Source organism: Shewanella sp. UCD-FRSSP16_17, from assembly GCF_001675935.1.
In the GTDB taxonomy this organism is placed as follows: domain Bacteria; phylum Pseudomonadota; class Gammaproteobacteria; order Enterobacterales; family Shewanellaceae; genus Shewanella; species Shewanella japonica.
Map to the genome: position 1 here is coordinate 469,487 of NZ_LZFV01000035.1, position 23,141 is coordinate 492,627.

The 23,141-nt window shown below is 42.7% G+C and carries 19 protein-coding genes and 1 other RNA gene; 12 read left to right on the forward strand and 8 right to left on the reverse strand.

All coding sequences use genetic code 11. From position 1 onward, the window contains the following. The first annotated feature begins 132 nt into the window (after positions 1–132). Positions 133–1,068, forward strand: coding sequence for a malate dehydrogenase (gene mdh / locus A9267_RS15750; protein WP_055022602.1), 936 nt, complete (start codon positions 133–135; stop codon positions 1,066–1,068). A 62-nt stretch (positions 1,069–1,130) separates the two neighbouring features. Here the strand turns inward: mdh and A9267_RS15755 are convergent, their stop codons facing one another. Both A9267_RS15755 and A9267_RS15760 read right to left on the reverse strand, forming a co-directional pair. Next, complete coding sequence (locus A9267_RS15755; RefSeq protein ID WP_065109843.1) at positions 1,131–1,991, reverse strand: SDR family NAD(P)-dependent oxidoreductase; 861 nt, start codon at positions 1,989–1,991, stop codon at positions 1,131–1,133. A gap of 3 nt (positions 1,992–1,994) precedes the next feature. Further along, a complete protein-coding gene (locus A9267_RS15760) occupies positions 1,995–2,384 on the reverse strand; it encodes a thiol-disulfide oxidoreductase DCC family protein (RefSeq protein ID WP_065109844.1) in 390 nt (129 codons plus the stop codon). A 141-nt stretch (positions 2,385–2,525) separates the two neighbouring features. Between A9267_RS15760 and A9267_RS15765 the strand changes: the two genes are divergently transcribed. The 7 genes from A9267_RS15765 (at position 2,526) to A9267_RS15795 (ending at position 11,384) form a co-directional block, all read left to right on the forward strand. Then, positions 2,526–3,611 carry an efflux RND transporter periplasmic adaptor subunit gene (locus A9267_RS15765; protein WP_055022599.1) on the forward strand — a complete coding sequence of 362 codons (1,086 nt, stop codon included), beginning with the start codon at positions 2,526–2,528 and terminating at the stop codon, positions 3,609–3,611. Between the two features lies 1 nt (position 3,612). Continuing rightward, positions 3,613–4,728, forward strand: a complete 1,116-nt coding sequence (locus A9267_RS15770; protein WP_231919183.1) for an efflux RND transporter periplasmic adaptor subunit — start codon at positions 3,613–3,615, stop codon at positions 4,726–4,728. A gap of 67 nt (positions 4,729–4,795) precedes the next feature. After that, positions 4,796–7,864: an efflux RND transporter permease subunit gene (locus A9267_RS15775; protein WP_065109845.1), complete on the forward strand. Its 3,069-nt coding sequence runs from the start codon at positions 4,796–4,798 to the stop codon at positions 7,862–7,864. Positions 7,865–7,993: 129 nt separating this feature from the next. Beyond that, positions 7,994–8,350, forward strand: a complete 357-nt coding sequence (gene folX / locus A9267_RS15780) for a dihydroneopterin triphosphate 2'-epimerase (protein WP_055022743.1) — start codon at positions 7,994–7,996, stop codon at positions 8,348–8,350. Between the two features lie 67 nt (positions 8,351–8,417). Next, entirely contained in the window at positions 8,418–9,062 is a 645-nt protein-coding gene (folE, locus tag A9267_RS15785) for a GTP cyclohydrolase I FolE (RefSeq protein WP_065109846.1), read from the forward strand. Positions 9,063–9,177: 115 nt separating this feature from the next. Further along, complete coding sequence (folM, locus tag A9267_RS15790; protein ID WP_065109847.1) at positions 9,178–9,903, forward strand: dihydromonapterin reductase; 726 nt, start codon at positions 9,178–9,180, stop codon at positions 9,901–9,903. Positions 9,904–10,091: 188 nt separating this feature from the next. Next, a complete protein-coding gene (locus A9267_RS15795; protein ID WP_065110058.1) occupies positions 10,092–11,384 on the forward strand; it encodes an O-acetylhomoserine aminocarboxypropyltransferase/cysteine synthase family protein in 1,293 nt (430 codons plus the stop codon). 96 nt (positions 11,385–11,480) lie between these two features. Here A9267_RS15795 and A9267_RS15800 read toward each other — a convergent pair whose 3' ends face one another. Next, positions 11,481–12,245 (reverse strand): 5-formyltetrahydrofolate cyclo-ligase, encoded by a 765-nt coding sequence (locus tag A9267_RS15800; RefSeq protein WP_082972418.1) that lies wholly within the window; start codon positions 12,243–12,245, stop codon positions 11,481–11,483. 68 nt (positions 12,246–12,313) lie between these two features. Here A9267_RS15800 and A9267_RS21825 point away from each other — a divergent pair, with 68 nt between their 5' ends. Beyond that, on the forward strand, positions 12,314–12,463 hold the full coding sequence (locus A9267_RS21825) for a hypothetical protein (RefSeq protein WP_156669183.1): 150 nt from the start codon (positions 12,314–12,316) through the stop codon (positions 12,461–12,463). Between the two features lie 55 nt (positions 12,464–12,518). Here A9267_RS21825 and A9267_RS15805 read toward each other — a convergent pair whose 3' ends face one another. The 5 genes from A9267_RS15805 to A9267_RS15825 all read right to left on the reverse strand — a co-directional run bounded on the left by A9267_RS15805 (position 12,519) and on the right by A9267_RS15825 (position 19,327). Next, a complete protein-coding gene (locus A9267_RS15805) occupies positions 12,519–14,405 on the reverse strand; it encodes a hypothetical protein (protein WP_065109848.1) in 1,887 nt (628 codons plus the stop codon). A 54-nt stretch (positions 14,406–14,459) separates the two neighbouring features. Next, on the reverse strand, positions 14,460–16,943 hold the full coding sequence (locus A9267_RS15810; RefSeq protein ID WP_065109849.1) for a hypothetical protein: 2,484 nt from the start codon (positions 16,941–16,943) through the stop codon (positions 14,460–14,462). Between the two features lie 58 nt (positions 16,944–17,001). Next, positions 17,002–18,453 carry a glycerophosphodiester phosphodiesterase gene (locus A9267_RS15815; protein WP_065109850.1) on the reverse strand — a complete coding sequence of 484 codons (1,452 nt, stop codon included), beginning with the start codon at positions 18,451–18,453 and terminating at the stop codon, positions 17,002–17,004. A gap of 328 nt (positions 18,454–18,781) precedes the next feature. Beyond that, positions 18,782–18,964: non-coding RNA, 6S RNA (gene ssrS, locus A9267_RS15820), on the reverse strand. A gap of 57 nt (positions 18,965–19,021) precedes the next feature. After that, a complete protein-coding gene (locus A9267_RS15825; protein ID WP_055022592.1) occupies positions 19,022–19,327 on the reverse strand; it encodes a cell division protein ZapA in 306 nt (101 codons plus the stop codon). Positions 19,328–19,868: 541 nt separating this feature from the next. Between A9267_RS15825 and A9267_RS15830 the strand changes: the two genes are divergently transcribed. The 3 genes from A9267_RS15830 (at position 19,869) to A9267_RS15840 (ending at position 23,125) form a co-directional block, all read left to right on the forward strand. Then, positions 19,869–20,444 carry a UPF0149 family protein gene (locus tag A9267_RS15830; RefSeq protein WP_065109851.1) on the forward strand — a complete coding sequence of 192 codons (576 nt, stop codon included), beginning with the start codon at positions 19,869–19,871 and terminating at the stop codon, positions 20,442–20,444. 76 nt (positions 20,445–20,520) lie between these two features. Next, positions 20,521–21,861, forward strand: coding sequence for a 2-octaprenyl-6-methoxyphenyl hydroxylase (gene ubiH, locus A9267_RS15835; protein WP_082972419.1), 1,341 nt, complete (start codon positions 20,521–20,523; stop codon positions 21,859–21,861). A 52-nt stretch (positions 21,862–21,913) separates the two neighbouring features. Beyond that, positions 21,914–23,125, forward strand: coding sequence for an FAD-dependent oxidoreductase (locus A9267_RS15840; RefSeq protein WP_065109852.1), 1,212 nt, complete (start codon positions 21,914–21,916; stop codon positions 23,123–23,125). Positions 23,126–23,141: the final 16 nt, after the last annotated feature.

The following is a 23,141-nucleotide window of genomic DNA, read 5'->3' on the forward strand; positions in this document are numbered from 1 at the left end:
TTACTCCACTAAGGGATAATTGAAATTGTCTCGCTGATGCAGTAATGTGACGCCACAAGAAATATGATCTATGTCACAGACTGAGAATCATAAACTTAGAAGTCAAACATAAGAACGTTATTGGAGATAATTATGAAAGTAGCTGTACTTGGTGCTGCTGGCGGTATCGGCCAGGCCCTAGCTTTACTATTAAAAACTCAACTTCCTGCAGGCTCAAAGTTGTCTCTGTATGACATTGCTCCTGTAACACCTGGTGTTGCTGTCGATTTAAGCCACATCCCAACAGATGTTGAAGTGGCTGGTTTTGCTGGTGAAGATCCAACGCCTGCGCTAGTTGACGCTGATGTTGTTCTTATTTCTGCTGGTGTTGCACGTAAGCCTGGCATGGATCGTTCAGATCTATTTAACATCAATGCGGGTATCGTACGTAACCTTATTGAAAAAGTCGCTGCGACTTGCCCTAAAGCATTAATTGGTGTGATCACTAACCCAGTAAATACAACAGTTGCTATTGCAGCTGAAGTACTTAAAAAAGCGGGTGTTTACGATAAGAATCGTTTATTCGGTGTGACGACACTTGATGTTATTCGTTCTGAAACTTTCATCGCTGAGCTTAAAGGCCTAAACGTTGCTGATGTTAACATTAACGTTATCGGCGGCCACAGTGGTGTGACTATTCTTCCACTTCTTTCACAAGTTGAAGGCGTAAGCTTTACTGATGAAGAAGTTGCTTCACTTACAACTCGCATCCAAAACGCGGGTACAGAAGTTGTTGAAGCTAAAGCCGGTGGTGGTAGTGCGACACTTTCAATGGGTCAAGCGGCATGTCGTTTCGGTCTATCATTAGTTCGCGGCCTACAAGGTGAAGCAAACGTGGTTGAATGTGCATACGTAGATGGCGGCAGCGAGCACGCTGAATTCTTCGCACAACCTGTTGTATTAGGTAAAAACGGCGTAGAAAAAGTACTTCCATACGGTGAAGTAAGCGCATTTGAAGCAAACGCACGTGATGCAATGCTTGATACGTTAAAAGGCGATATCGACCTAGGTGTTGAATTCGTTAAGTAAGCTCATCGTTTACGACAAAAAGCGAAGCCTAGGCTTCGCTTTTTTGTGTCTGTAATCTGCAGTTACCATTGCACTGTTTGACCTTGCCAATCAAGAAACTCTGCTTGGTTGTTAAATTCAATACCTTGGTGAATCGTGAGTAATTGCTGGGCGACGAAGCCTGCGGTGAACAATTTCCCTTCGGGAACGTTGGCCTGAAAAGGTTTAGATAACTCGGTATCGGTTGTACCGGGGTGAAACGCGATCAATTTTGTATTTTTAGCTCGGCGTGCATATTCAATCGCACTGGTTTTTATTAACATATTCAATGCCGCTTTTGATGCTCTGTAGCTATACCAGCCTCCTAACTGATTTTCACTGATACTGCCAACTCTGGCACTCAACACACTGATGATGCATGCTTGCTTGCCGTTTACGAGTTTAACGAGATGTTGAAGCCACATCATTGGCACTAATGTGTTGGATTGAAAGACTGACAGCATAGAAGCTGGGGTAATATCTTCAAGGCGCTTTTCTGGCGATAAAACAGTTGATGGCTCAATTTGTTGATTTTCTGGACTCTTTGAGGCCTGTGGATTATGTGTATGGACTGACATTTGATTGTTTAATGAATGCAATCTGCCATTACAAATAAACACCTTGCTGATATGCCCTTTAATTGATGATAGAGCAAGGCACACCCTTACTATGTTTTCGTTAGCGTCATTACTGGCGTTATTACCAAAGCCATTCATGGTGTAATCGCAGCAGATGTGGTGATGAATGTTATTGCTAACATTAAAAACCAATTCTTTTTGACTGATGGTAATGATTTGCTCAATCTCAGCATTATCAGCGAGCTCGGTGACAATCGCTTTTGCAATACCTGAAGATGCGCCAATAACAATGGCAGTGTTAACGGCTTGAACACGACAGATATCCATAGGCTACTTCAACTTACAGCTACCGTCTTCACAACGTTGCTGTCCGGTGAGTAGATAAGAAATTTGGTAGCGATTTTTCGCAAATCCACGATAAGCGATATCAGCAAAAGGTTTAACACAAGGTAAGCGTAATAATTGAATCCACTTATGCTTACCTGTTAATGCCCAAGCTTTAGCTGTCACATCTAACCCCGTTAGAATTGTGCCGTCATTTGTTTCTGCATGCAGGATGTTATTGGCCACAGATAAATCAATATGGGGGTATTTTTCTTCGAAATTGTCTTGGTTTAAATCAGCCAATTCAATTTTGTGTAATCGATCGTGCTTCTTTAGTTGCGCCATTTCGTTAGAACATAATGGACAAGCGCTATCGTAAAAAATTCGTAACTCCATAGTGCACCTCTGCCTGTTTGGGTTAAAAATTAATACGTCGACTGTCACAAGTTAGATCTTTTTTGTGCTCTAGTGCACCTATTATGGGGTGTCATTGAATGTTAGTATCGTACTAATTGCTCACTTTTGACGGAACAAAACATGAAGAAACTCAGCCAGTTTAGTTCTTTTTTAGTTATATTCCCCTCGATAATTTCCAGTGTTTTACTCAGTGTTGCCAACGCAGAAGAAGGCAGTGAAGCCACTAGTCGTGATATCCCTCGTCCAGTCAAAGTGCTGCAAGTTGATGTGGGCTCTGAATACCGTGAGCGCTTTTTACCTGGCGAAGTTAAAGCCTCAGAAAAAGCGGCATTGTCATTTCGAGTCTCAGGTGAAATTGCTGAAATTTTTGTTAGACCTGGAGATGCCGTTGAACCAGGAGATATATTAGCCACACTCGATAGTGATATTTATCAGCAACACTTAGCCATGGCGCAAGCACAATTCGAGTTAGCTAAAGTGTTGTTTGAGCGCAATGAGTCTTTGGTTGAGCAAGGGGTGGTATCACGTAACGATTATGACCAAGCTAAAAGTGATTTCACCGTAGCTCAAGCTGCACTGGATAAAGCCAAAACCGATGTGACCTACACTAAGTTGCGTGCCCCCTATCAAGGGGTGATTTCTAAACGCAGTAAGCGTGAGTTTGAGTTTGTCCAAGCACAAGAAGAAGTCATGGGGATTCGAACTGATGCATCTGCAGATATTAGTTTCCAATTGCCAGAGCAATTTATAGGTTTTTTACAAAAATCTGATAAAGGCTTAGAAGATATAGACAACATAGAAGTTAAGTTTGATAGCCGCGATCAATGGTATGTCGCTCGCTTAAAAGAGCTTAATACCGTTGCCGACCCTACAACCAGTAGTTACACCATTATATTAACTTTACCAATGCCAGATGAACTGAATGTTCTACCTGGCATGTCAGCACGAGTTAAAGTTAAGTTGCCCGCAAGAACGGCCGATGCCCATCCGAAAATCCCTAAAGGCGCAGTGGTCAAAGAAAACCAACAAGCCTATGTATTTACTTGGTCACCGACTCAGCAACGAGTCAAAAAGGTACCTGTTACCTTACAGGGAACTCGAATGATGTCAGGGCTAAATGATGGTGATTGGCTCGTCGTCGCAGGAGCCGCTGAGCTTAAAGATGGCCAAGCAGCGGTGAAGTGGATTAAAGAGCGAGGCTTATAATATGCAACGGATTCAACATTCTAGAATGAGTTCCATCATTAATCGTCTAGGGGTCGTTGCCTTAGGCCTATTGGGCTTATCCGCCTGTGAGCGCACTGTAGACATTGAGCCAACAAAAACATTAGTGAAAACTTATACCTTGCCTCATGCTAATAATGAAGTGATGCGTGAATTTAATGGTGTGGCTAGAGCGCAAGATTTAACGAACCTGTCTTTTAGAGTTGAGGGGCGAATAGAGCGTATACCAGCAACAAAAGGTAAGTCGGTCGAAAAAGGTGAGTTACTCGCCGTACTTGAAAAACGTGACTACACCATTGCCCTAAGCGATCGTCAAGCACGTTTAGAAGTCAGTTATAAACAGGCCCAACGAGGCAAGCAGTTAGTTGAAAGCAAGTTAATGGCACAATCTGACTACGATGAAATGAATGCCCAATATTTAGTGGCCAAAGCAGAAGAGCGCCAAGCTGAGTTAAACCTGCAATACACAGAATTACGCGCGCCATTTTCAGGGATTGTCAGTGATGTATTTTTAGAGTCTTTTGAAAATGTGCAGCCGGGTGTATCTGTACTCAGTATTCAAAAAGTTGAGCGTATAGAAGTGGATGTGCAAATTCCAGATATGCTGATTGCTGTTTCAAAAAAGCAAGAAGACAGAGAGAATCAAGCCAAGTTGAATGTCAGCTTTGAGGCTTTTCCTAATACTCAATTTAACGGCCGTTTATTAGAGGTCAACACCGAAAAAGATCCCACCACATCAACTTATATTGCCACCATTGCAGTGGACTTAGACCCCAAATATAAAGTGTTAGAAGGCATGCCTGCAAAAGTACAAGTTAACTTGAGCGACATGACTTACACCTATCATCGAGAATATTTAGTGCCAATCGAAGCGGTTGTTATGCAAGATGGTAGTGATATTGATGCACAAAATAGTGGTGTTTGGCTTTACAACGCTGCCGATAATTCGATTCAGTATCAACCAGTAACACTGGGGGTTATTGTCGGTGATGAAATTGAAGTTATCAGTGGCCTTGATGATGGCCAAACCATTATCACAACAGGCGCAGCCCGTTTAGTTAAAGGCCAGCAAGTACAGTTATTAGAGGAGGGAGCATGATGACTCGGTATCCAAAAGTACTCCTTAATAACGCCAATCACTCAACTGATACAAGGGAAAGTGTGTAATGAATATAGCAGGCTACTTTGTTAAAAATACTGTGATCAGTTGGATGTTTACCTTAATACTGCTTATTGGTGGTTTGATGGCATTTACTGGACTAGGCCAATTGGAAGATCCGCCTTTTACCATTAAAGATGCTGTGGTTGTCACCTTATATCCTGGTGCAACGTCCACAGAGGTGGAAGAAGAAGTCACCTACCCAATTGAAAAGGCAATTCAAGCATTGCCCTATGTCGACTATATTCGCTCACTCAGTACCTCGGGTATGTCGCAAATTACGGTAACCATGAAGAACATCTATGGCCCTGAAGAATTGCCACAAATATGGGATGAACTGCGCCGTAAAGTCAACGACATGTCATCAAGTTTACCGCCAGGAGTACAAGCGCCTATCGTCAATGATGATTTTGGCGATGTGTACGGCATCATGTTGATGGTGAGCGGCACGGACTACAGCTATCGAGATATTCTCGATTACGTCGACTATGTAAAACGTGAGCTCGAATTGGTACCAGGTGTCGGTAAAGTGTCATTGGCAGGGAACCAGCAAGAGCAGGTGTTTGTTGAAATGTCGCTTAACAAAGCGGCGAGTTCTAACATCGACCCCTCATTGATTCAAAATCTACTTAACTCGCAAAACATGGTGTCAGATGCGGGTAATATTCGGGTATCTGCCGATAATTTAAAAATTCGTACCAGTGGCGGCTTTAAGTCTGTCAGTGAGCTTGAAGAGTTAATCATTCCCGGTACCCAAGGTGACAAGTTAATTTATTTAAAAGATGTCGCTACTGTTTCTCGTGGTTTTCAAAATATCCCGACCAATTTACTCAAGTTTAATCAGCATGACGCCATCAACATAGGTATATCGTTTTCGACTGGGGTCAATGTTGTTGAGGTGGGTAAAGCCATTGACGCAAAACTTGCCAGCATTGAAAGCGTGCGCCCTGCAGGTATGGTGATTGAAACCATGTACAACCAGCCTAATGAAGTTGATGCCTCCGTCGGCAGCTTTGTGTGGAACCTCATTGCAGCAGTGGTGATTGTTGTAGGGGTATTGCTGGTATTTATGGGCTTTAAATCAGGGATATTAATTGGATTAATCCTATTTTTAACCTGTTTGGGCACCTTTATGCTGATGTTGCAGGCAGAGATTGAACTGCAACGTATCTCCCTCGGGGCATTAATTATTGCCTTAGGGATGCTGGTGGATAATGCCATTGTGATTGTTGAAGGCATACTCATCGGTCGGCAACGTGGACAAACAACCCTAGAGGCAGCTCAAGGCATCGTTAAACAAACAATGTGGCCATTACTTGGCGCAACTGTCATTGCGATTACAGCTTTTGCACCCATTGGGCTCTCGCCAGATTCGACCGGTGAATTTGCAGGGTCGTTATTTTGGGTATTACTGTTTTCGCTGTTTTTATCTTGGATTACTGCGATCACGATTACGCCATTTTTCGCGCAATTATTTTTTGGCTCGGAAGCTGAAAAAGTGGAAGGTGAACCAAAAGATCCGTATGGCGGTGCCTTCTTCATGTATTACAAGGCACTACTTGATGTGTGTATGCGCTTTCGTTGGGTCAGTGTTATTGCCGTTGTTATCGCGTTTTGCGCCTCTATTTATGGCTTTGCTTACGTTAAGCAATCGTTTTTCCCACCGTCTACCACACCTATATTTTTAGTCGATGTGTGGATGCCAGAAGGGACCGATATTCGTGAAACTCAAACCGTCGTTGAAGGGATGGAAGCCATCGCGTTTAACCTTGATAATGTCGAGTACGTGGCATCTACCATAGGTAAAGGTTTTCCTCGTTTCTTATTGACTTATTCGCCTGAGAAAAACTACGCATCCTATGCGCAAATTGCATTAAGAACATCAGATTTTGAAACCTTATCTGATGTGATGGTGACCTTTCGCAGGGACGTAGAGCGCAGTTATCCGCAAGCGCAGCTTAAATTTAAGCGCTTAGAAATTGGTCCATCAACGGATGCCAAAATCGAAGCGAGGATCAGCGGCGCCGATCCTGATGTATTGCGTAGTATTGCAGCGCAAGTGATGGAGATATTTAATGCTACACCAGCCACAGTCAATGTACGTCACGACTGGCGTGAGCGGGTGAAATACATTGCCCCACGGTTTAATGAAACCCAAGCTCGTCGTCTAGGTATTGTAAAAAGTGAAGTCGATGAGGCATTAAAATTTTCGTTTACAGGCTTACAAATCGGGGTTTACCGTGAAGGCACCACCTTGCTGCCGATTATCGGTCGCTTACCTGAAGATGAGCGCATTGATATCGAATCGTTAGAGAGTATTCGTATTTGGAGCCCAGCGCTAAGTGCCTTTGTACCTCTGCAACAAGTGGTTGATGGTTTTGAGGTGAAGTTTGAAGATCCTATAATTCAACGTCGGGATCGAAAACGTACCTTAACTGTATTTGCCGATACCGATTTTGAATACGGCATTCTCCCAGCTGAACTGTTTGCCAAAATCAAACCTAAAGTAGAGGCTCTCGAGTTACCAGTAGGGTATGAGCTGCAATGGGGAGGGGAATATGAATCATCGACAGATGCACAAGAGTCATTATTTGCGACCTTGCCATTAGGCTTTTTATTCATGTTTTTGATTACCGTGTTCTTGTTTAATTCGGTAAGAAAACCCCTGGTTATCTGGGCTTGTGTACCATTAGCTATTATTGGTATTACATCTGGATTATTAATCCTTGATAAACCATTTAGCTTTATGGCGTTGTTAGGCATGCTCAGCTTATCGGGCATGCTACTGAAAAACGGGATTGTTTTATTGGATCAAATTAACACTGACATCAACGAAGGAATAGAAACCTTTGAAGCCGTGTTTAACTCAACGGTGAGTCGTGTGCGACCTGTTTGTATGGCCGCCATAACCACGATTTTAGGTGTGTTGCCGCTGTTAACCGACGCTTTCTTTGAGTCGCTTGCTGCGGTAGTCATGTTCGGTTTAGGGGTAGCAACCATGCTGACTCTGATCATTGTTCCAGTGTTTTATATCATCTTCTTCAAAGTTAAGTACCGAAACTATAAAGAGTTTTAGTTAGCAAAATTGGCGTTTTATCGCTATAACTATAAGAGTCAGCCATTAACGGTTGACTCTTTTTTATGTGATCTAACTTGCTCATTGTCACGTACTACCCAGTGAATTTATAAGAGGCTCACTATGTCCATTAGCCAAGCAATCATTAAAGTGACCAATCTTCGTTTACGAACGTTTATTGGTTTTAATCCTGACGAACGTGAAAAGCAGCAAGATGTTGTGATTAATATCGAAATCCAATATCCCGCCGACAAGTCATTTGAAACTGACGATGTTGCAGATGCACTTAACTATAAAGTCATTACTAAAAAAGTTATCCAACATGTTGAAGAAGGGCGTTTTTTACTGCTCGAAAAGTTGGTGGCAGATGTGTTGGCTATTTGTAGTGAGCACCCATCAATCACGATGTCACGGGTGACAATTGATAAACCTCATGCTTTACGTTTTGCCGACTCTGTTTCGCTGTCTTTAGAGCAACGCAAATAATCGGTAGCCGCTGGCTATCACGTAATAGTGTGGTTTTATTTGGCACGGGTTGCCATAAGGAAAACACATGATTTCAGATGAAGCACGCAAGGTGCAGCAAGTTCTTATTGAGCGAGGTCTTGAAACGCCATTGGTCGAAAATCAGATGACCAATGACCAAAAAATAGAACGCATTCAAGGATTGATGACTGAAGTTGTTTCAACATTAGGTCTGGATTTAACCGATGACAGTTTATGTGAAACACCACATCGAATTGCCAAAATGTACGTGAATGAAATTTTTTCGGGGCTCGACTATCAGCATTTCCCTAAAGTAACCCAAATCGATAATAAAATGGGCGTTGAAGAAATGGTTAAAGTCAGCGATGTCAGTGTTGTGAGTACCTGCGAGCATCACTTTATCACCATAGATGGCGTTGCCAATGTGGCTTATATGCCTAAATCAAAGATCATTGGTCTGTCTAAAATCAATCGGATTGTGCGCTTCTTTGCCCAGCGTCCCCAAGTGCAAGAGCGTTTAACGCAACAAATTTTAGTCGCACTGCAAACGCTTTTAGAAACTGAAGATGTCGCAGTCAGTATGAATGCCACTCATTATTGTGTGAAATCTCGTGGCATCATGGACACCCAGTCGCACACCACCACATCAGCATTAGGTGGCTGCTTCAAAAGTAACCCTGCGACCCGAGCAGAGTTTTACTCAAAGGCTTGATTCACTCAGCTAACTCATGAATGATGGATAACAGACACGAGGTCATTAGTCGCTGCTAATGACCTTTATTATGTGAGTTTAACGACTGGCTCAATAAAAGAATAAGAGAACTCAAATGAAACACACCATATTGATTACAGGGGTTGGTAAACGTATCGGCTATGCGTTAGCAAAGCATTTTATTGCCCAAGGCCATCAAGTGATTGGCACCTTTAGAACTCATTACCCAAGTATTGATGAGTTGGCTGAACTTGGGGCCGATTTATATCAGTGTGACTTAACTCTCCCTGAAGAAATAAACGATATGTTACAGCGCATTGTTGCGCAATATAGCCAGCTAAATTGCATCATCCATAATGCATCTGATTGGCATAATGATAAAACCTCAAATGAGGTGAGCTCTGCGGATATTATGACAAGAATGATGAATATTCATGTGAGCGCACCTTATCAAATCAACCTTGCTTTAGCGCCATTATTAACAGCCAGTGCTAAGCAACAAGTTGGTGCCAGTAATATTATTCATATCACCGATTATGTCGCCGAAAAGGGCAGTAAAAAGCATATTGCTTATGCGGCCAGTAAGGCGGGATTGCATAATTTGACGCTATCTTTTGCGGCAAAACTTGCACCTGAAGTTAAAGTGAACTCTATTGCCCCTGCGATGATTTTATTTAACGAAGGTGATGATGACGACTATAAAGTGAAAGCTTTAGCAAAAGCGATTTTGCCAGTCGAGGCCGGTAATCATGAAATGATATCGCTGGTGGATTATTTAACTTCCAGTCATTATGTGACAGGCCGAAGCTATGCGGTTGATGGTGGCAGACAATTAAAATAATGGATTGCGTCACTGTTAGCACTAATTAAAAAAAAAGTTTTAGACTTCTAGATGGCTAATTGCTAATGTGGATACAGATTTGATTGAGCAATGCGATCAACAATCAGCAATGTTCAATCAATTTTCCGTTATCAACGATGAACGATTAGAAGGGGTCTATCATGGCAGCAGACAATAATGCTCAAGGGATGAAACTGGAGTCACTGGCTTTACACCACGGCTATCAATCAGAAGCCACCACCAAAGCCGCCGCAGTGCCCATTTACCAAACCACTTCTTATACCTTTGATGATACCCAGCATGGTGCTGATTTATTTGATTTAAAAGTGCCTGGTAACATTTATACTCGTATTATGAACCCCACAACAGATGTGCTAGAACAGCGACTTGCAGCAATCGAAGGCGGCATAGCAGCTCTAGCTGTTGCATCAGGTATGGCAGCCATTACCTATGCGATTCAGGCACTGACACAAGTGGGTGATAACATCGTTAGTACAAGCCAGCTTTATGGCGGCACCTATAATTTATTTGCCCATACTTTACCTCGCCAAGGCATTGACGTGCGGATGGCTGCTTACGATGATTATGCAGGGCTTGAAGCATTAATTGATGACAATACCAAAGCACTTTTTTGTGAATCTATTGGTAACCCTGCTGGTAACGTTGTTGACCTGCAGCGGTTAGCAGAAATTGCGCATAAACACGGTGTACCGTTAGTCGTTGATAATACCGTTGCGACCCCGGTACTGTGTCGTGCTATTGATCACGGCGCTGATATCGTTATTCACTCATTAACCAAATACATTGGTGGTCATGGCACCACCATTGGTGGGGTGATTATTGATTCGGGTAAGTTTGATTGGGTAGCGAATAAAGCGCGGTTTGCTTTACTGAATGAGCCAGATCCTTCCTATCATGGTGTGGTGTATACCGACGCTTTTGGGCCTGCAGCCTTTATCGGTCGATGCCGTGTAGTTCCCTTACGCAATACTGGCGCAGCCTTATCACCGCAAAGTGCATTTTTATTACTTCAAGGGCTAGAAACACTCAGCTTACGAATGGAGCGCCATTGTGAAAATGCATTGGCACTTGCTGAGTATCTAGCGGATCATCCATCGGTTAGTTGGGTGAATTACGCCGCCTTACCCGACAGTCCCCAACACGAGCGCTGTCAAAAAATTACTCAAGGTAAAGCCTCGGGTATCATTAGTTTTGGTATTAAGGCCAGTGATGCACAAGCGGGTAAAATTGCTGGTGGAAAATTCATTGATGCACTGCAAATGATTTTGCGTTTGGTCAATATTGGTGATGCTAAGTCATTGGCATGCCATCCTGCTACGACGACACATCGACAGTTAGACTCAGACGAGTTGGCTAAAGCTGGAGTATCTGAAGACTTAGTGCGTATCTCTGTCGGTATTGAGCACATTGACGATATTATTGCTGACGTATCTCAAGCATTAGCGGCAGCAACGCAATAGGCCGTTAATCATCAATATTCGCTGAGTTGGCGATTAGCTGAAATAAAAAACCGTTATGAAAATAACGGTTTTTTTTATGTGAACTGCAGCCATTGGTCAGTCGTTGGCGATACGTTTGGTTGGGGTAATGATGATTGGTAATGGAATATCCCAATACTCCACGGGTAAATAACTCACCTGTTGGCAATCATGGGCATAGCCCACTGCTAATGGTTTATTGTCTTTTACCTGAGCTAATGTGCGATCGTAAAAGCCGCCACCCATTCCCATTCGATTGCCTTTATCATCAAACGCGACTAAAGGCGTGACGATCATATCGAGTTTATCTACCGTAATAATATGGCGAATATCCAGTTTAGGTTCGGCAATATCAAAGCGGTTATTCACCATTACGGTATCAGGGCTGTAGCGGACAAATAATAAATGCCCTTTAGCAAAAGGATGTATACGAGGTAAATACACTTCTACATCTAGTTTCCACAATGCTTCAATTAATTTATTGGTGGCAAGCTCGCCATCAAATCCCAAATAAATGGCCACTCTTTTGGCTGAAATTTGCTGTATTTCCGACAATAAATGGCGACTGGCAATTAACGCTAACTGATTTTGCTCTGCTTGATCCATGCTATTTCGTTCTTGACGAATATGGCGACGAATACTATCTCGGCTCATATTTCGACTGTCGAATAACGGTTCAGCATCCCTTGGGCTATTAAAAGAATGCGGGTAAATGACCTCGGCAGATACTGATGGTTCTGCTGATGCTGGGCTAGCTGATGAAAAATACGTTATTGAAGGTTGTTTCGCTGTTGTAGCTGACTGATACTGGCTCGAACCAGTCATAAAGCGCGTCATGCTCATCGGTGAGAAGTTCTCCATCACATACAAATGAAAGATAAAATAGCGATATGAACAAATGATGTTACAAGATGCAGATTATCCTGATATGTGAAAATATCAAAGAAGATAATCAATGGATTGACCAGCTTGAGTGTAAATGGGGAAAAATCAGCCGCTGGTATGATAAAAAAACGCCGATGATAACCATCATCGGCGTTGTCTTATATCGCATACTGTAACTCAGGTTTGTAATGAAAGCGGTAAGTTAGCTCTCCACTCAAACCGTGTTTCTCGCTACTTTTCCATGTTCATTGATTTTAACAATACAGGGCTGTCGTAATCAGCGACTTCAGTTTTTGCTTTTAACCAGAACTGACGACGAGTTAAGAAGTAGGCAAAAATGACAGTCAACATTGCCCATTCAATCAGGTTTTCAGCCATAAACAGGGTGCCAGGGCGTAAGGACTGCAACATCTCGAACGGGTATCTGTCATGGTTTTCGATAAAACCAATACGTGAATTGAGAATAAATAGGCCATAGTGCAAGCCGCAATACACGCCAATACCAGCGATAAATCCAGCTACTTTTGTGTACCACTTATTCGGCAATTTTGTGCCAATGACGACAACATATAGGCCGACTAATAACGATGCTGCCATCAATGCATTGGTGATTTCAAGGGTATGTTGAATCACTTCAATACCGTTGTAATACAAGGTGAATCCAATATGAGGTACCAATAAGGTTAAACTGAGCGCCAAAAGCCATATTTTGCCTTGGCCAATGTTCTTCCAATACCACTTTTGAATACCTTTATAGCTTAACCAGAATAAACCAATGATGAACAGATAGTTACACCATGCAGGTAAGCCAAATAAGCCAAACTTCATGGTGACTAATGCCAGCATCCATTCAGGGATTTGAGTCACACTCATACGATAAGCCGTTTCTTGGGCAAACGTTGGGTACATGACAGCAAACAATATTCCTACTGTTAGGAATAGAAAGGCGAATTTAAACATACTGCCAATCATTTTAGGCGCAATGCCTTTCACACTTTGCTTTTTAAGCTGAGTCACTAAGGTTTGATAATTAGAAACAACCGCATCTTTAATATCACTTGAAACCCAGTTCTCCTCTAATAATGCAATCGAGGTGTTAGTTTCATTGGCTTCAATAATGTTTTTAACCGCGGGTGTTGAAAGGGCAGCTTTATCATTAGATTTACTGCCGCCAGCGAGTTTTTGTGCCACGCTCCATACCGCAGGATCGTATACCCCACCTGCATCATGAGTGCTGTTTTTGTTACCACCAAAACACAACGTCGTGTCGACGTTATCGATGTTGGCAGTAAATTGTAAAGTCGGTAATTTGGCCTTAAAAGCATAAATAAAGGTGCAACCGTCCAAAGCGCCTTTAACATCGACTTCGGTGATATCATCTAAGTGGTGAACGATTTTAAGTCCCGTCTTTTTGACGTAATCAGACGTCCACTCATGGTAATCACTGGTGTTATATTCCCACTTTGTACTCCGTTTAGCTTCACCATCAATGGTGTAACTGAAATAGAGGTAACCACCACCATCACAGGTACGACAGGTCACCTTGCCTGAACCACCGCAGTTATAGCAGGTTTTACTACCACTGCCCCAGCATGATGAACATGTCTCAGTGGTATGAACCGTGCGGTTATTCTCGTAGCGAGTCACATGATTTCGGCCACTGCCACTACAACCGCTACAGGAAGTGCTACCGTTGCCATGACAACTGCCGCAGTTTTGTTTACCAGAGCCACTACAGTTATAACAAACCTTGCTACCGACATAGGTTTCTGGCGCCGACTTTAAGCCACGATCTTTGATTAAAAAGTTTTCAGCAACGTCAGGGCCAAGTATTTTGATGAAACGATCGTTAAATAATGAATGTTGACCGCTGACATACTCTTTTGCTTTATTGTTAGCATCGTCGTAAGCGTTCGAGGCGCTGCCACACTTGATGCCTGATGGACAATGCCCGCCATGTTCATGTTCGCTTACACCAATCTCAATGGTCCAGCCAAAGGTAAAGTTAAGCTCCGGTAACTTAGCTTCTTCATTACTCAATACAACTGGTACATCAACACCAGTTAAGTCTTTACCATTACTTCGTATAAAGTCCTGGAATTGCGTTAGTTTACTCACGTAATACTTCCTATCAATCAATGCGTGAATGGTGATTTAACTCAGTTAAATACGTTATAAATTAATCGTGAATTCGGTTTCTTCGGGTTTTAAATAAACCCAGGTTCGAATAGCTTGATAACCACTGGCAGAGACTTTAATGTCATAGCCTCCTGGTGGCAGCATCATGCCTGTTTGATATTTGGGTTTAATATTCATTACCGCGATGCTGGCATTAGCCACATTGGTATTAATGGTTAATGGTAATAAGGCTTTTGCTGCTGAAGCAGGGCTAGACTGAGCACTCGTGTCATGCTCAGGTAATATGGCTAAATCGAATCGATTAATAGGTTCGCTAATTGCATCAAAACCTTTGGTGATTAACAGGTATTCATCAATGCTGGCACCAATAGGTTGCACTATCGGTTGAGTGACCAGTAACCATTTAAGCGCAAAAGAAATACCGGCTGAATCATTATTTTCCATTTGCTCAAAAAAGTAATGCATAGCAGAGTCTTTAACTGTGTATTGATTGCTACTTAGGGTAACTGGCACCACAAAAATCGATAACAGTAGCACAGCAGAAATCCCCGCTTTGATATAGCCAGCTTTGACTTTATTTTGGCCTTTTTGCGACTCACCATCATCCTTGGTTTTTCTTCTGGCTTGTACTAACTCAGCAGCTTTCATTGGCAGCTTTAACACGGTTAACAACACCAAGGCTAAACTAATCGACATCGATATCGGCGGCACTATGGTCGCACGTAATGCCGACTTACCTGTGGACTCAAAGGCACCGCCATCAGCAAATTCGGCTTGTTGGGCTTCAAGTACATTGAGATATTCAGTGGTTTTACGCTGAATATTGGGCTCAATAATGCGTTGTTTAAATTCTCGGTTATTCCAGTCAGCAAGCGTTGGGCTGATATACAGCTCTTTCATTTGGCGCTCAATACGTTTTTGAATATCTCCTTGCTTTTGGAACTGCTGCCAACTTAAATTAGGTGGCATATCCAAGCCTTTGTTTTTCATAGTCGAGCGCCAGCGATTATCCGCCTCTTGGCGGACTTTGCTTGCTACGGCATTATCAAAGCTTGTTCGGTCTGCCATCACCCAAGTTGATGGTAATGTCAGCCCTTTTTGTTTAAGGGTGTTTTTGACCTTAGTGCTAGTCAGTTGATGATGTCTAAATTCATGAATAGTGCTGATACCTAGCGGGTAGCCGCCAGATTCTTTAACAAAATCAGGCTCCATTTTGACCATCAAGACATTTTTATAATGGTTAACATCATTGGTATACACCATGCGATGATCTTTAAAGCCAGCGTCACCACCAGTAGCAGCGTCTACTGCTTGCAATGCAGTGAATAAACCAAAGGTCATTACGCCAGTAATAATAGAATTACCCACGTTTTGAGAAGTTGATATTTCTTCTCGGATTAACCAATCATCAGGTGGTATGTAAGGTATGCTGTATTTGGCGATTTCCTTGTCATAACCGTTTTGTAGACGTTCATAACAATTGTCTTTACGACTGCCTTTTTTCATATCTCCGCATTTATTGCGTCGCTCAAAAAAGTCATACATTTTAGGGGCAATTTTTTGCGCTCTCGACTCGACTCTTCCTTCGTAAGCACTGACGCCTTTTTGATATTTTTCCCAACCTTGTTTAACTTGGTTTTGGGTATCTAACCAATATTCATCAGAGCGGCTTGGAGCGGTACTTAGAGCTTGGTTATAATCGTTTGAACCTTGAGCATATTCTTTATAGTGGCTACGTAGGGTTTGACGAAAATCATCGTAGTTTGCGTAGTGTTCATCAAATCGAGACAGGGCACGATCACGGACAAATTTCTCCATGATCATCCGTTTCTTTTCTTTGATATCATCAACTAACTTATCGTCAGCATAAACAAGGCCACCAAAAACCGATAAGAAGGTTTTTTCAGTCGCGTTATGTTCTGAATCGGGGTCGTAATTAATCCCTTCAAATTGAATCGACTTTTCAATGAGTGCGCTACGCAGTATTTGCGACAAATAAGCTTGCTGGCGTTCAGCAGGGGTTGAGGCATCAATGATAAAATGATCAACCAACCACTTTTGTCCAAAAAATACTGTCGGCCATACCAAAATCGCAATCAATGCAAAGTGGCCCAAGGCTCTACCGACTCGAGCGACACGCTTACCCTTGAGCAGCATATCGGCGAGTAATAATGTGACACCAATACCACTGATAGTACGACCAAATAGCTCCACTGCGCGTAAGTCTTCTTCTGAAGAGTTTTTACCGCCTGCGACTTCGGTTAAAGCCGCATTGAACACGGCTTCTGGAAACAGATACAGGATTGAGCAAATAAACATGAAAAGCATCCACCAAAAGGGCTTACCTAATTTGGTGATTTGCGCTTCACGCTCTTTATGGATTGCCGCTTTTGTTGCCTGAGAATGCTGTTTCTTTTGTACTTTTTTTAATTGTTTTTCAGCAGCCTGCATTTTTTGCTGTGTTGGTGTTTGGTCGAGTAAACTCGTCGCAAATGGGCTTTTTTTATTGTCAGTCATTTTTTAGTTTTATTATTGTTTGTTGTTTTTATTGGTTGTTTATCTAACAGCTAAACGGCTATTGAGTGCCATTTTCTGGCAAGGTTAAAATAATGGTTTCACCCGTTTTGTGTTCCAGCTTTTCATCTGTAATGGTTGGAAAACCATGCTCTAATAGCGGTGTTGGTGTGGTGTTTTTAGTGGTCACTTTCTTGGCCTTAACAATGGATTTAAGCCCAGAATTGAGTGATAAATAATACCCTTCTTGTTGGTAGCCCAACATTTCTTCAAAGCGATCAAAATCAGCATCTTGAGGCAACGATGCAATATAACGGCCGATATTACTTAATGGTTTGTAGCGTTTAGCGGGGACAGAAGCGGTAAACAGTCGCTGACAAATTTTGTATGGCGTAGCATCAACAATGACGCCGTCAGGCAAAGTGTTACGGCTAAGTGTTAAAAGCTGTTGTTGATGATAATCGGTGCCATTAATCGAGTAGGTATACACCTTCATACCTAAACCCTTAGTACGACTTTTTACCCCTGGGTTTTGCATATAACTACGAATATCAAGGTGTAAGCCTGAGTTAGTCCCTAACTTACTTTGCAGCTTTTTAAGCGCACTTGTGCTTGTATAATCTTGATAACGAGAGCGATAGCGCTTCGTGCCATATCGACCCGCTAATTCAAGATCGTCTTGATTATCTAAGTAGTAAGCATCGTTTTTGACCCCTTTGCGTAAATCGCTGCGAAGCTTTTCTACGCTAGTTGGGTGACCGCCTTGGACAAAGCCAAGGTAAACATATGGGTTAATACCTCGTAGTTTATATAAGGTATCTTTATCTGCTGCGGAGTAGTAAAAGCCACTCAAGCCAATGTACTTACGCAACATGTTATCAAGGTCAACTAACGCTTGGCCGTTAGCGTCGGATTTTATTTCCACATTTAGCTTTTGTGATGGGGCACGGTATGCCGCAAAAACCTTAAATGATTCAGCAGCGGTGATCGGGCGTTCATTTAAAAGCGCGTTAGTGTTTTTATCACGCAATTTTAATTGGCCGAACTCCTTGCGGTTCATGCGCTCAATCTTGTATTGCTCACCTGTATAATGCACTGTTGCACGCCCAGTTTGGCTATCGTGATGATTGACCCAAGTACCATCTTTAAGCAGCATGACGTCAATTTCGACACTGTTAAAGTTGTCATTCAGCGCCGCTGCTATCGCATTGTAGCTACTTTCTGGTTGACGAAAGTCACCGCGATGGGCTGAAATATCGAGCGGGCATTGCGCCGTCGATATCATTTTGATGTTACCGTTTGCGGCAAGGTACAAGTTGCGATCGCCAAGGGTTAATTGTATATCGACAATGTCTAAGCCTTGATTTGCAGCATCAAGGGGTAAATGCGAGATTGCAGCAGGAATAACATAAGCGGGTTGTTGAGGTTCTGGCGTTGACTTACATGCGGTTAAAAACAACGTTGAAGCTAAAAGTGAATAGAGAACGGCAGAATTTAAGAGGCGACTTGTCATAATCCCTAAGTGCAAGTTATTAATTTTGAAAACTTTATACCGCATTGTTTTATGTAAAACAATATTAACCTTAACTTTAACAAGTGTATTTGAAAGTACATTCCAAGTTGCTTACTTTGTCTCACATAGACGTTATCTTTTGATACATTTTATTATCAAGCTAGGTGTTTTAATAAGCGATGTTAATCGGTGTTTTATGATTGGCCTTATAGATGACAGATTAGGGCAGATGAAGCGAACTATCGTACCTCGTTAGGGCAAACATGGATTAGCTTGGCTAACCACAGATATAAAAAAGCCACCTAGTTAGGTGGCTTGTTTTATTAGGATGCTCCCCAGAATACCGACCGTCGGTGTAGCCCTTGAACCGTAGGTTCAAGGCGGGAAAATGTTCATCTCCTAAGGTTTCTCGGTACAAGCCGAGCATACACAATGTCAATGAAAACATTCACCCTGGGTTTGTAAATATCGGCACAGGGACATAACCTACAAGCGCATACCCCAGGGAGCAAAACCAGTGCGAATCATGTTGTTAGTCATCATACTAGCAACACAAGTCAAAATTTATTTAATCTTCCTTGGTACGTTCCAGTAACGAGTTTTCTAACGTTGACTGAAGTAAAGAAATACGCTCGTCCATTTGCGCCATATATTGTTTATTTTTTTGCTGCTCTTCATGTAACTCGTAACCAATATTCAGCGCGGCCATAATGGCTAATTCTTCACGGCTTAAATTATTGGTACGTGCCTTCAAGTTAGTTAGCTGTTGCTCAACGCCTTTGGCAATCGAGCGCAACGCTTCCTCTTGTCCTTTCGGGCAAGCGATAGAGTAGGTGCGCCCTAATAGGGAAATATCAATAGCACTGTTACTCATAAGTCGCTGAAGATCCTTATTTGTCTAAAATAAAAATTGTAGCAGTTTACTCTTCCCTCTGACTGTAACGCTTTAGCATGAAAGCGATTATCGGTGTGATCCAACCGTTGTTTTGCATCACTAATAGAGGAACTAGCCTGTTTGCGGACTATATAGCGCCCATATTAAAAGTGCAAGGTAACTTGCCCGCTTTAGCGCTATTTGCTTGATGAATGAGCATTTACTGTTTGTTCACTCTCGTTTAGCCGCCAAGCGCTTTTGTTTTAGACACTATTAAGGATACGTTGTTTATTGAAAATCGTTTAGTTCATCGAGTTATATTTGAGACGGTTAATATTAGCTTTTGATTTATTAAATCCCTTTTAGCCAGATGCTGATTCTTGGCGGCATTGTAAAACAGCCTGAATTACGCTAATTGGCTTAAGGTGCTTTATACTTAACAGATTGACGAATTATTTTAACGACTTTCGCTGTAGCATTTGGTGGCAGTTATTAACTCTGCTAGCATTGCAGCAGATTGTTTATTTATTGGAAAAATACCATGGCAACCCCTCCTTCTTTATGTATCGAAAAACTAAAAAAAGCCCTAGATTCTGCAGAAATAGGTCAGCACCCAGTTGAGGTGCATGGCGCATTAGTCGGATTAATTTGTGGTGGGGTAGAGCAAGCGAATACGGCTTGGTTATCACCGTTACTTGAACTGATGAATGACGGCCAACCTTTAACCACAGAGTTGCAGCAATTAATTGGCGAGTTATTTAAAGATACTGCAACCCGTTTAAGTGATGCTGAATTTGGTTTCTCGCCATTACTACCTGAAGAAGAAGAGCCATTAAGCCAACGTTTAGAATGTTTAGCTTTATGGGTTCAAAGTTATTTAACTGCCATTGCACTTATTCAACCAAAGCTCAATGGCGCATCATCTGATGTACGTGAAATCATTCAGGACTTAGGTGCAATTGCTCAAGTTGAATTTGATGTCAGTGATGATGATGAATCAGAAGCCGCTTTCATCGAGCTTCATGAGTTTGTCAGAATGGCTGCGGTATTATGTTACTCAGAATTTGGTCCAGAAATACCACTTGATGAAACAGACGCGACCTTACCATTACATTAATGGTGCGAGTAAGGCATAGATAACCTATGCCTTTTATTGCTAAAAGTACGCCCTAATAATAAAAAGAATTTGTGTTATGACCCAGTCAATAAACCAAGCTGACAACGACGCTACTGAGCTATCCCATTCTTGTTCTAGTACCGAGCGTCGCGCTAATTCAGCACCCGCAGTAACGCACGTTGATATCACCATTGTTGGCGGCGCAATGGCAGGTGCCAGTTTAGCTTTAGGACTTGCGCAGCTATCGGCTAAATACCAACAGCAATTAGGGCGTCCGTTATCTATCGCCATCATTGAAGCCCAGCAACCAGACTCACAGCACCCAGGTTTTGATGCTCGCTCAATTGCAATAGCGCATGGCTCCGTGTTTGAGTTAACGCGGTTAGGCATTTGGCCAAAGCTTGCCAGTCTTGGCACAAGTATCGAAAACATTCATATCTCTGACCGTGGTCATTTTGGTATGACCGAACTGAATGCTGCACAGTTTTCACTCCCCTCAATGGGACAAGTGGTGGAACTGGCTAAAGTCGGCAAAGTGCTGTTTGATGAGTTAAAGCAGCAGGATATTCAACTGTATTGCCCTGCAAGGCTTGAGCAATTAGACACAGATACCAGTGGCCATACCTTAACATTAAATAACGGTCAGAAAATTCGTACCGCCTTGCTGGTGGCTGCTGATGGTGCACAATCAAAAGTGCGCCAAGCATTAAAGCAAGACATCGAGAAAGTGGATTTTGAGCAAGTTGCATTGGTTGCCAATGTGCAAACTGATAAGCCACATGATGGCTGGGCGTACGAGCGCTTCACAGGCACTGGCCCATTAGCCTTACTGCCAATGTCGTCCGTATCGCTTGAGTCAAATGCACAACAGCCAAGGCTTTCTTTAGTATGGGCGCTTGATAGTGAACAAGCGCAAGCAATGAAAACCGCCTCTAAAGCTGAGTTTTTAGCCAAACTACAACAGGCCTTTGGCAATCGAGCAGGGCGTTTTACCGATGTCGGAGAGCGGGTAAGCTACCCGTTAACCCTATCGTATATGCCAAGGCCGATTTACCATCGCAGTGTATTTATTGGTAACGCTGCGCAAACACTGCACCCAATAGCAGGTCAAGGTTTTAACTTAGGTTTACGTGATGTAGTTGGGTTAATTGATGCCATCGAAACGGTTATTTGTGACAGCATCACAGCTAAACAAGCATTGGATCTTGGTCAACACTCGCTAATCCATCATTATTTGAATCTGCGTGAAGAAGATCGCCGTAATACCATTAACAATGTTGAATTTTTAGTGCGTGGCTTCTCAAATCAGTATTGGCCATTAGTGGCAGGGCGCAGTTTAGGGTTAAGATTATTATCTTGGTGCCCACCGTTGAAAACGCCAATTGCCCATAAAGCCATGGGCTATAAAACGGCATAAGCCAGTTAACGTATATTGGGTTTACACTCGCTGAATCAAATGAAGGACTAACATGTTTCAAACTCAGACCTATGATGTAGCCATTGTTGGTGGCGGTATGGTTGGTTTAGCCACTGCCATTGGTTTAGCTGAGGCCGACTTAAACGTCGTGGTGATAGATGCTGGCCAAACACAGGCCGTAACAGGTGAGCCACGCCTTCGAGTAAGCGCGATTAATAAAGCCAGTGAGCGATTACTTACTAACTTAGGTGCTTGGCAATACATTGACTCAGCCCGCACAGCCCCTTATCAAAAAATGGCCGTTTGGGACAAAGACGGTTTAGGCAAAATTGCTTTTGATGCAGCGAGTATTAGTGAGCCTTCTCTTGGTGCTATTATCGAAAATCAGGCTATTAGTTACGCCTTAGCTAAGCGCACCGCGGAGCTTGCCAATATCAGCCACCTTGAAGGCCAGCGATTAGAACGTGTGGCTTTTGGTGAACGTGAATCTTGGCTGACGCTAGATAATGGCGATAATTTAAGTGCAGCCTTGGTGGTTGCAGCAGATGGAGCAAACTCTTGGGTGCGCAGTCAATGCCAAATTCCACTGACATTTTGGGATTATGGTCATCATGCCATTGTGGCCACCATTCGCACTGCACAGCCCCACGAAGATACCGCTCGTCAGGTCTTTTTGGCCGACGGCCCGTTAGCACTACTGCCGCTGTATGAAGATAACTTGTGCTCAATTGTCTGGTCAGTATCACCGCAAGAGGCTGAAAGGCTCCTTGCTTTAACGCCTGCAGAGTTTTCAAAAGCATTAACTGCCGCGTCTGATGGTCGTTTAGGCATTTGTGAACTGGTTAGCGAGCGTCAATCACATCCATTACGTATGCGCTATGCTCGTCACTTTGCCCGCCATCGTTTGGTGCTAGCAGGCGATGCGGCGCACACCATTCATCCATTAGCTGGACAAGGGGTGAACCTAGGCTTTTTAGATGCTGCGAGCATTGTTGACACTGTCACCAACTTGCATGAGGCAGGTAAAGATATTGGTGACTACGCCAATTTACGAGCACTGGAGCGATACCGTAAAGCCGAAGCCATTGAAATGATAACCGCGATGGAAGGGTTTAAACGACTCTTTGCTGGCAGTAATCCATTCAAAAAAGCCTTTCGTGATCTGGGCTTAAACCTAATTGATAATGCCGCTGGACTAAAAACAGTGTTCATCAAACAGGCTATAGGCAATAAACTCAAACTTCCTAAGTTATGTCGTGACTAAAATATCACCTTCCCTT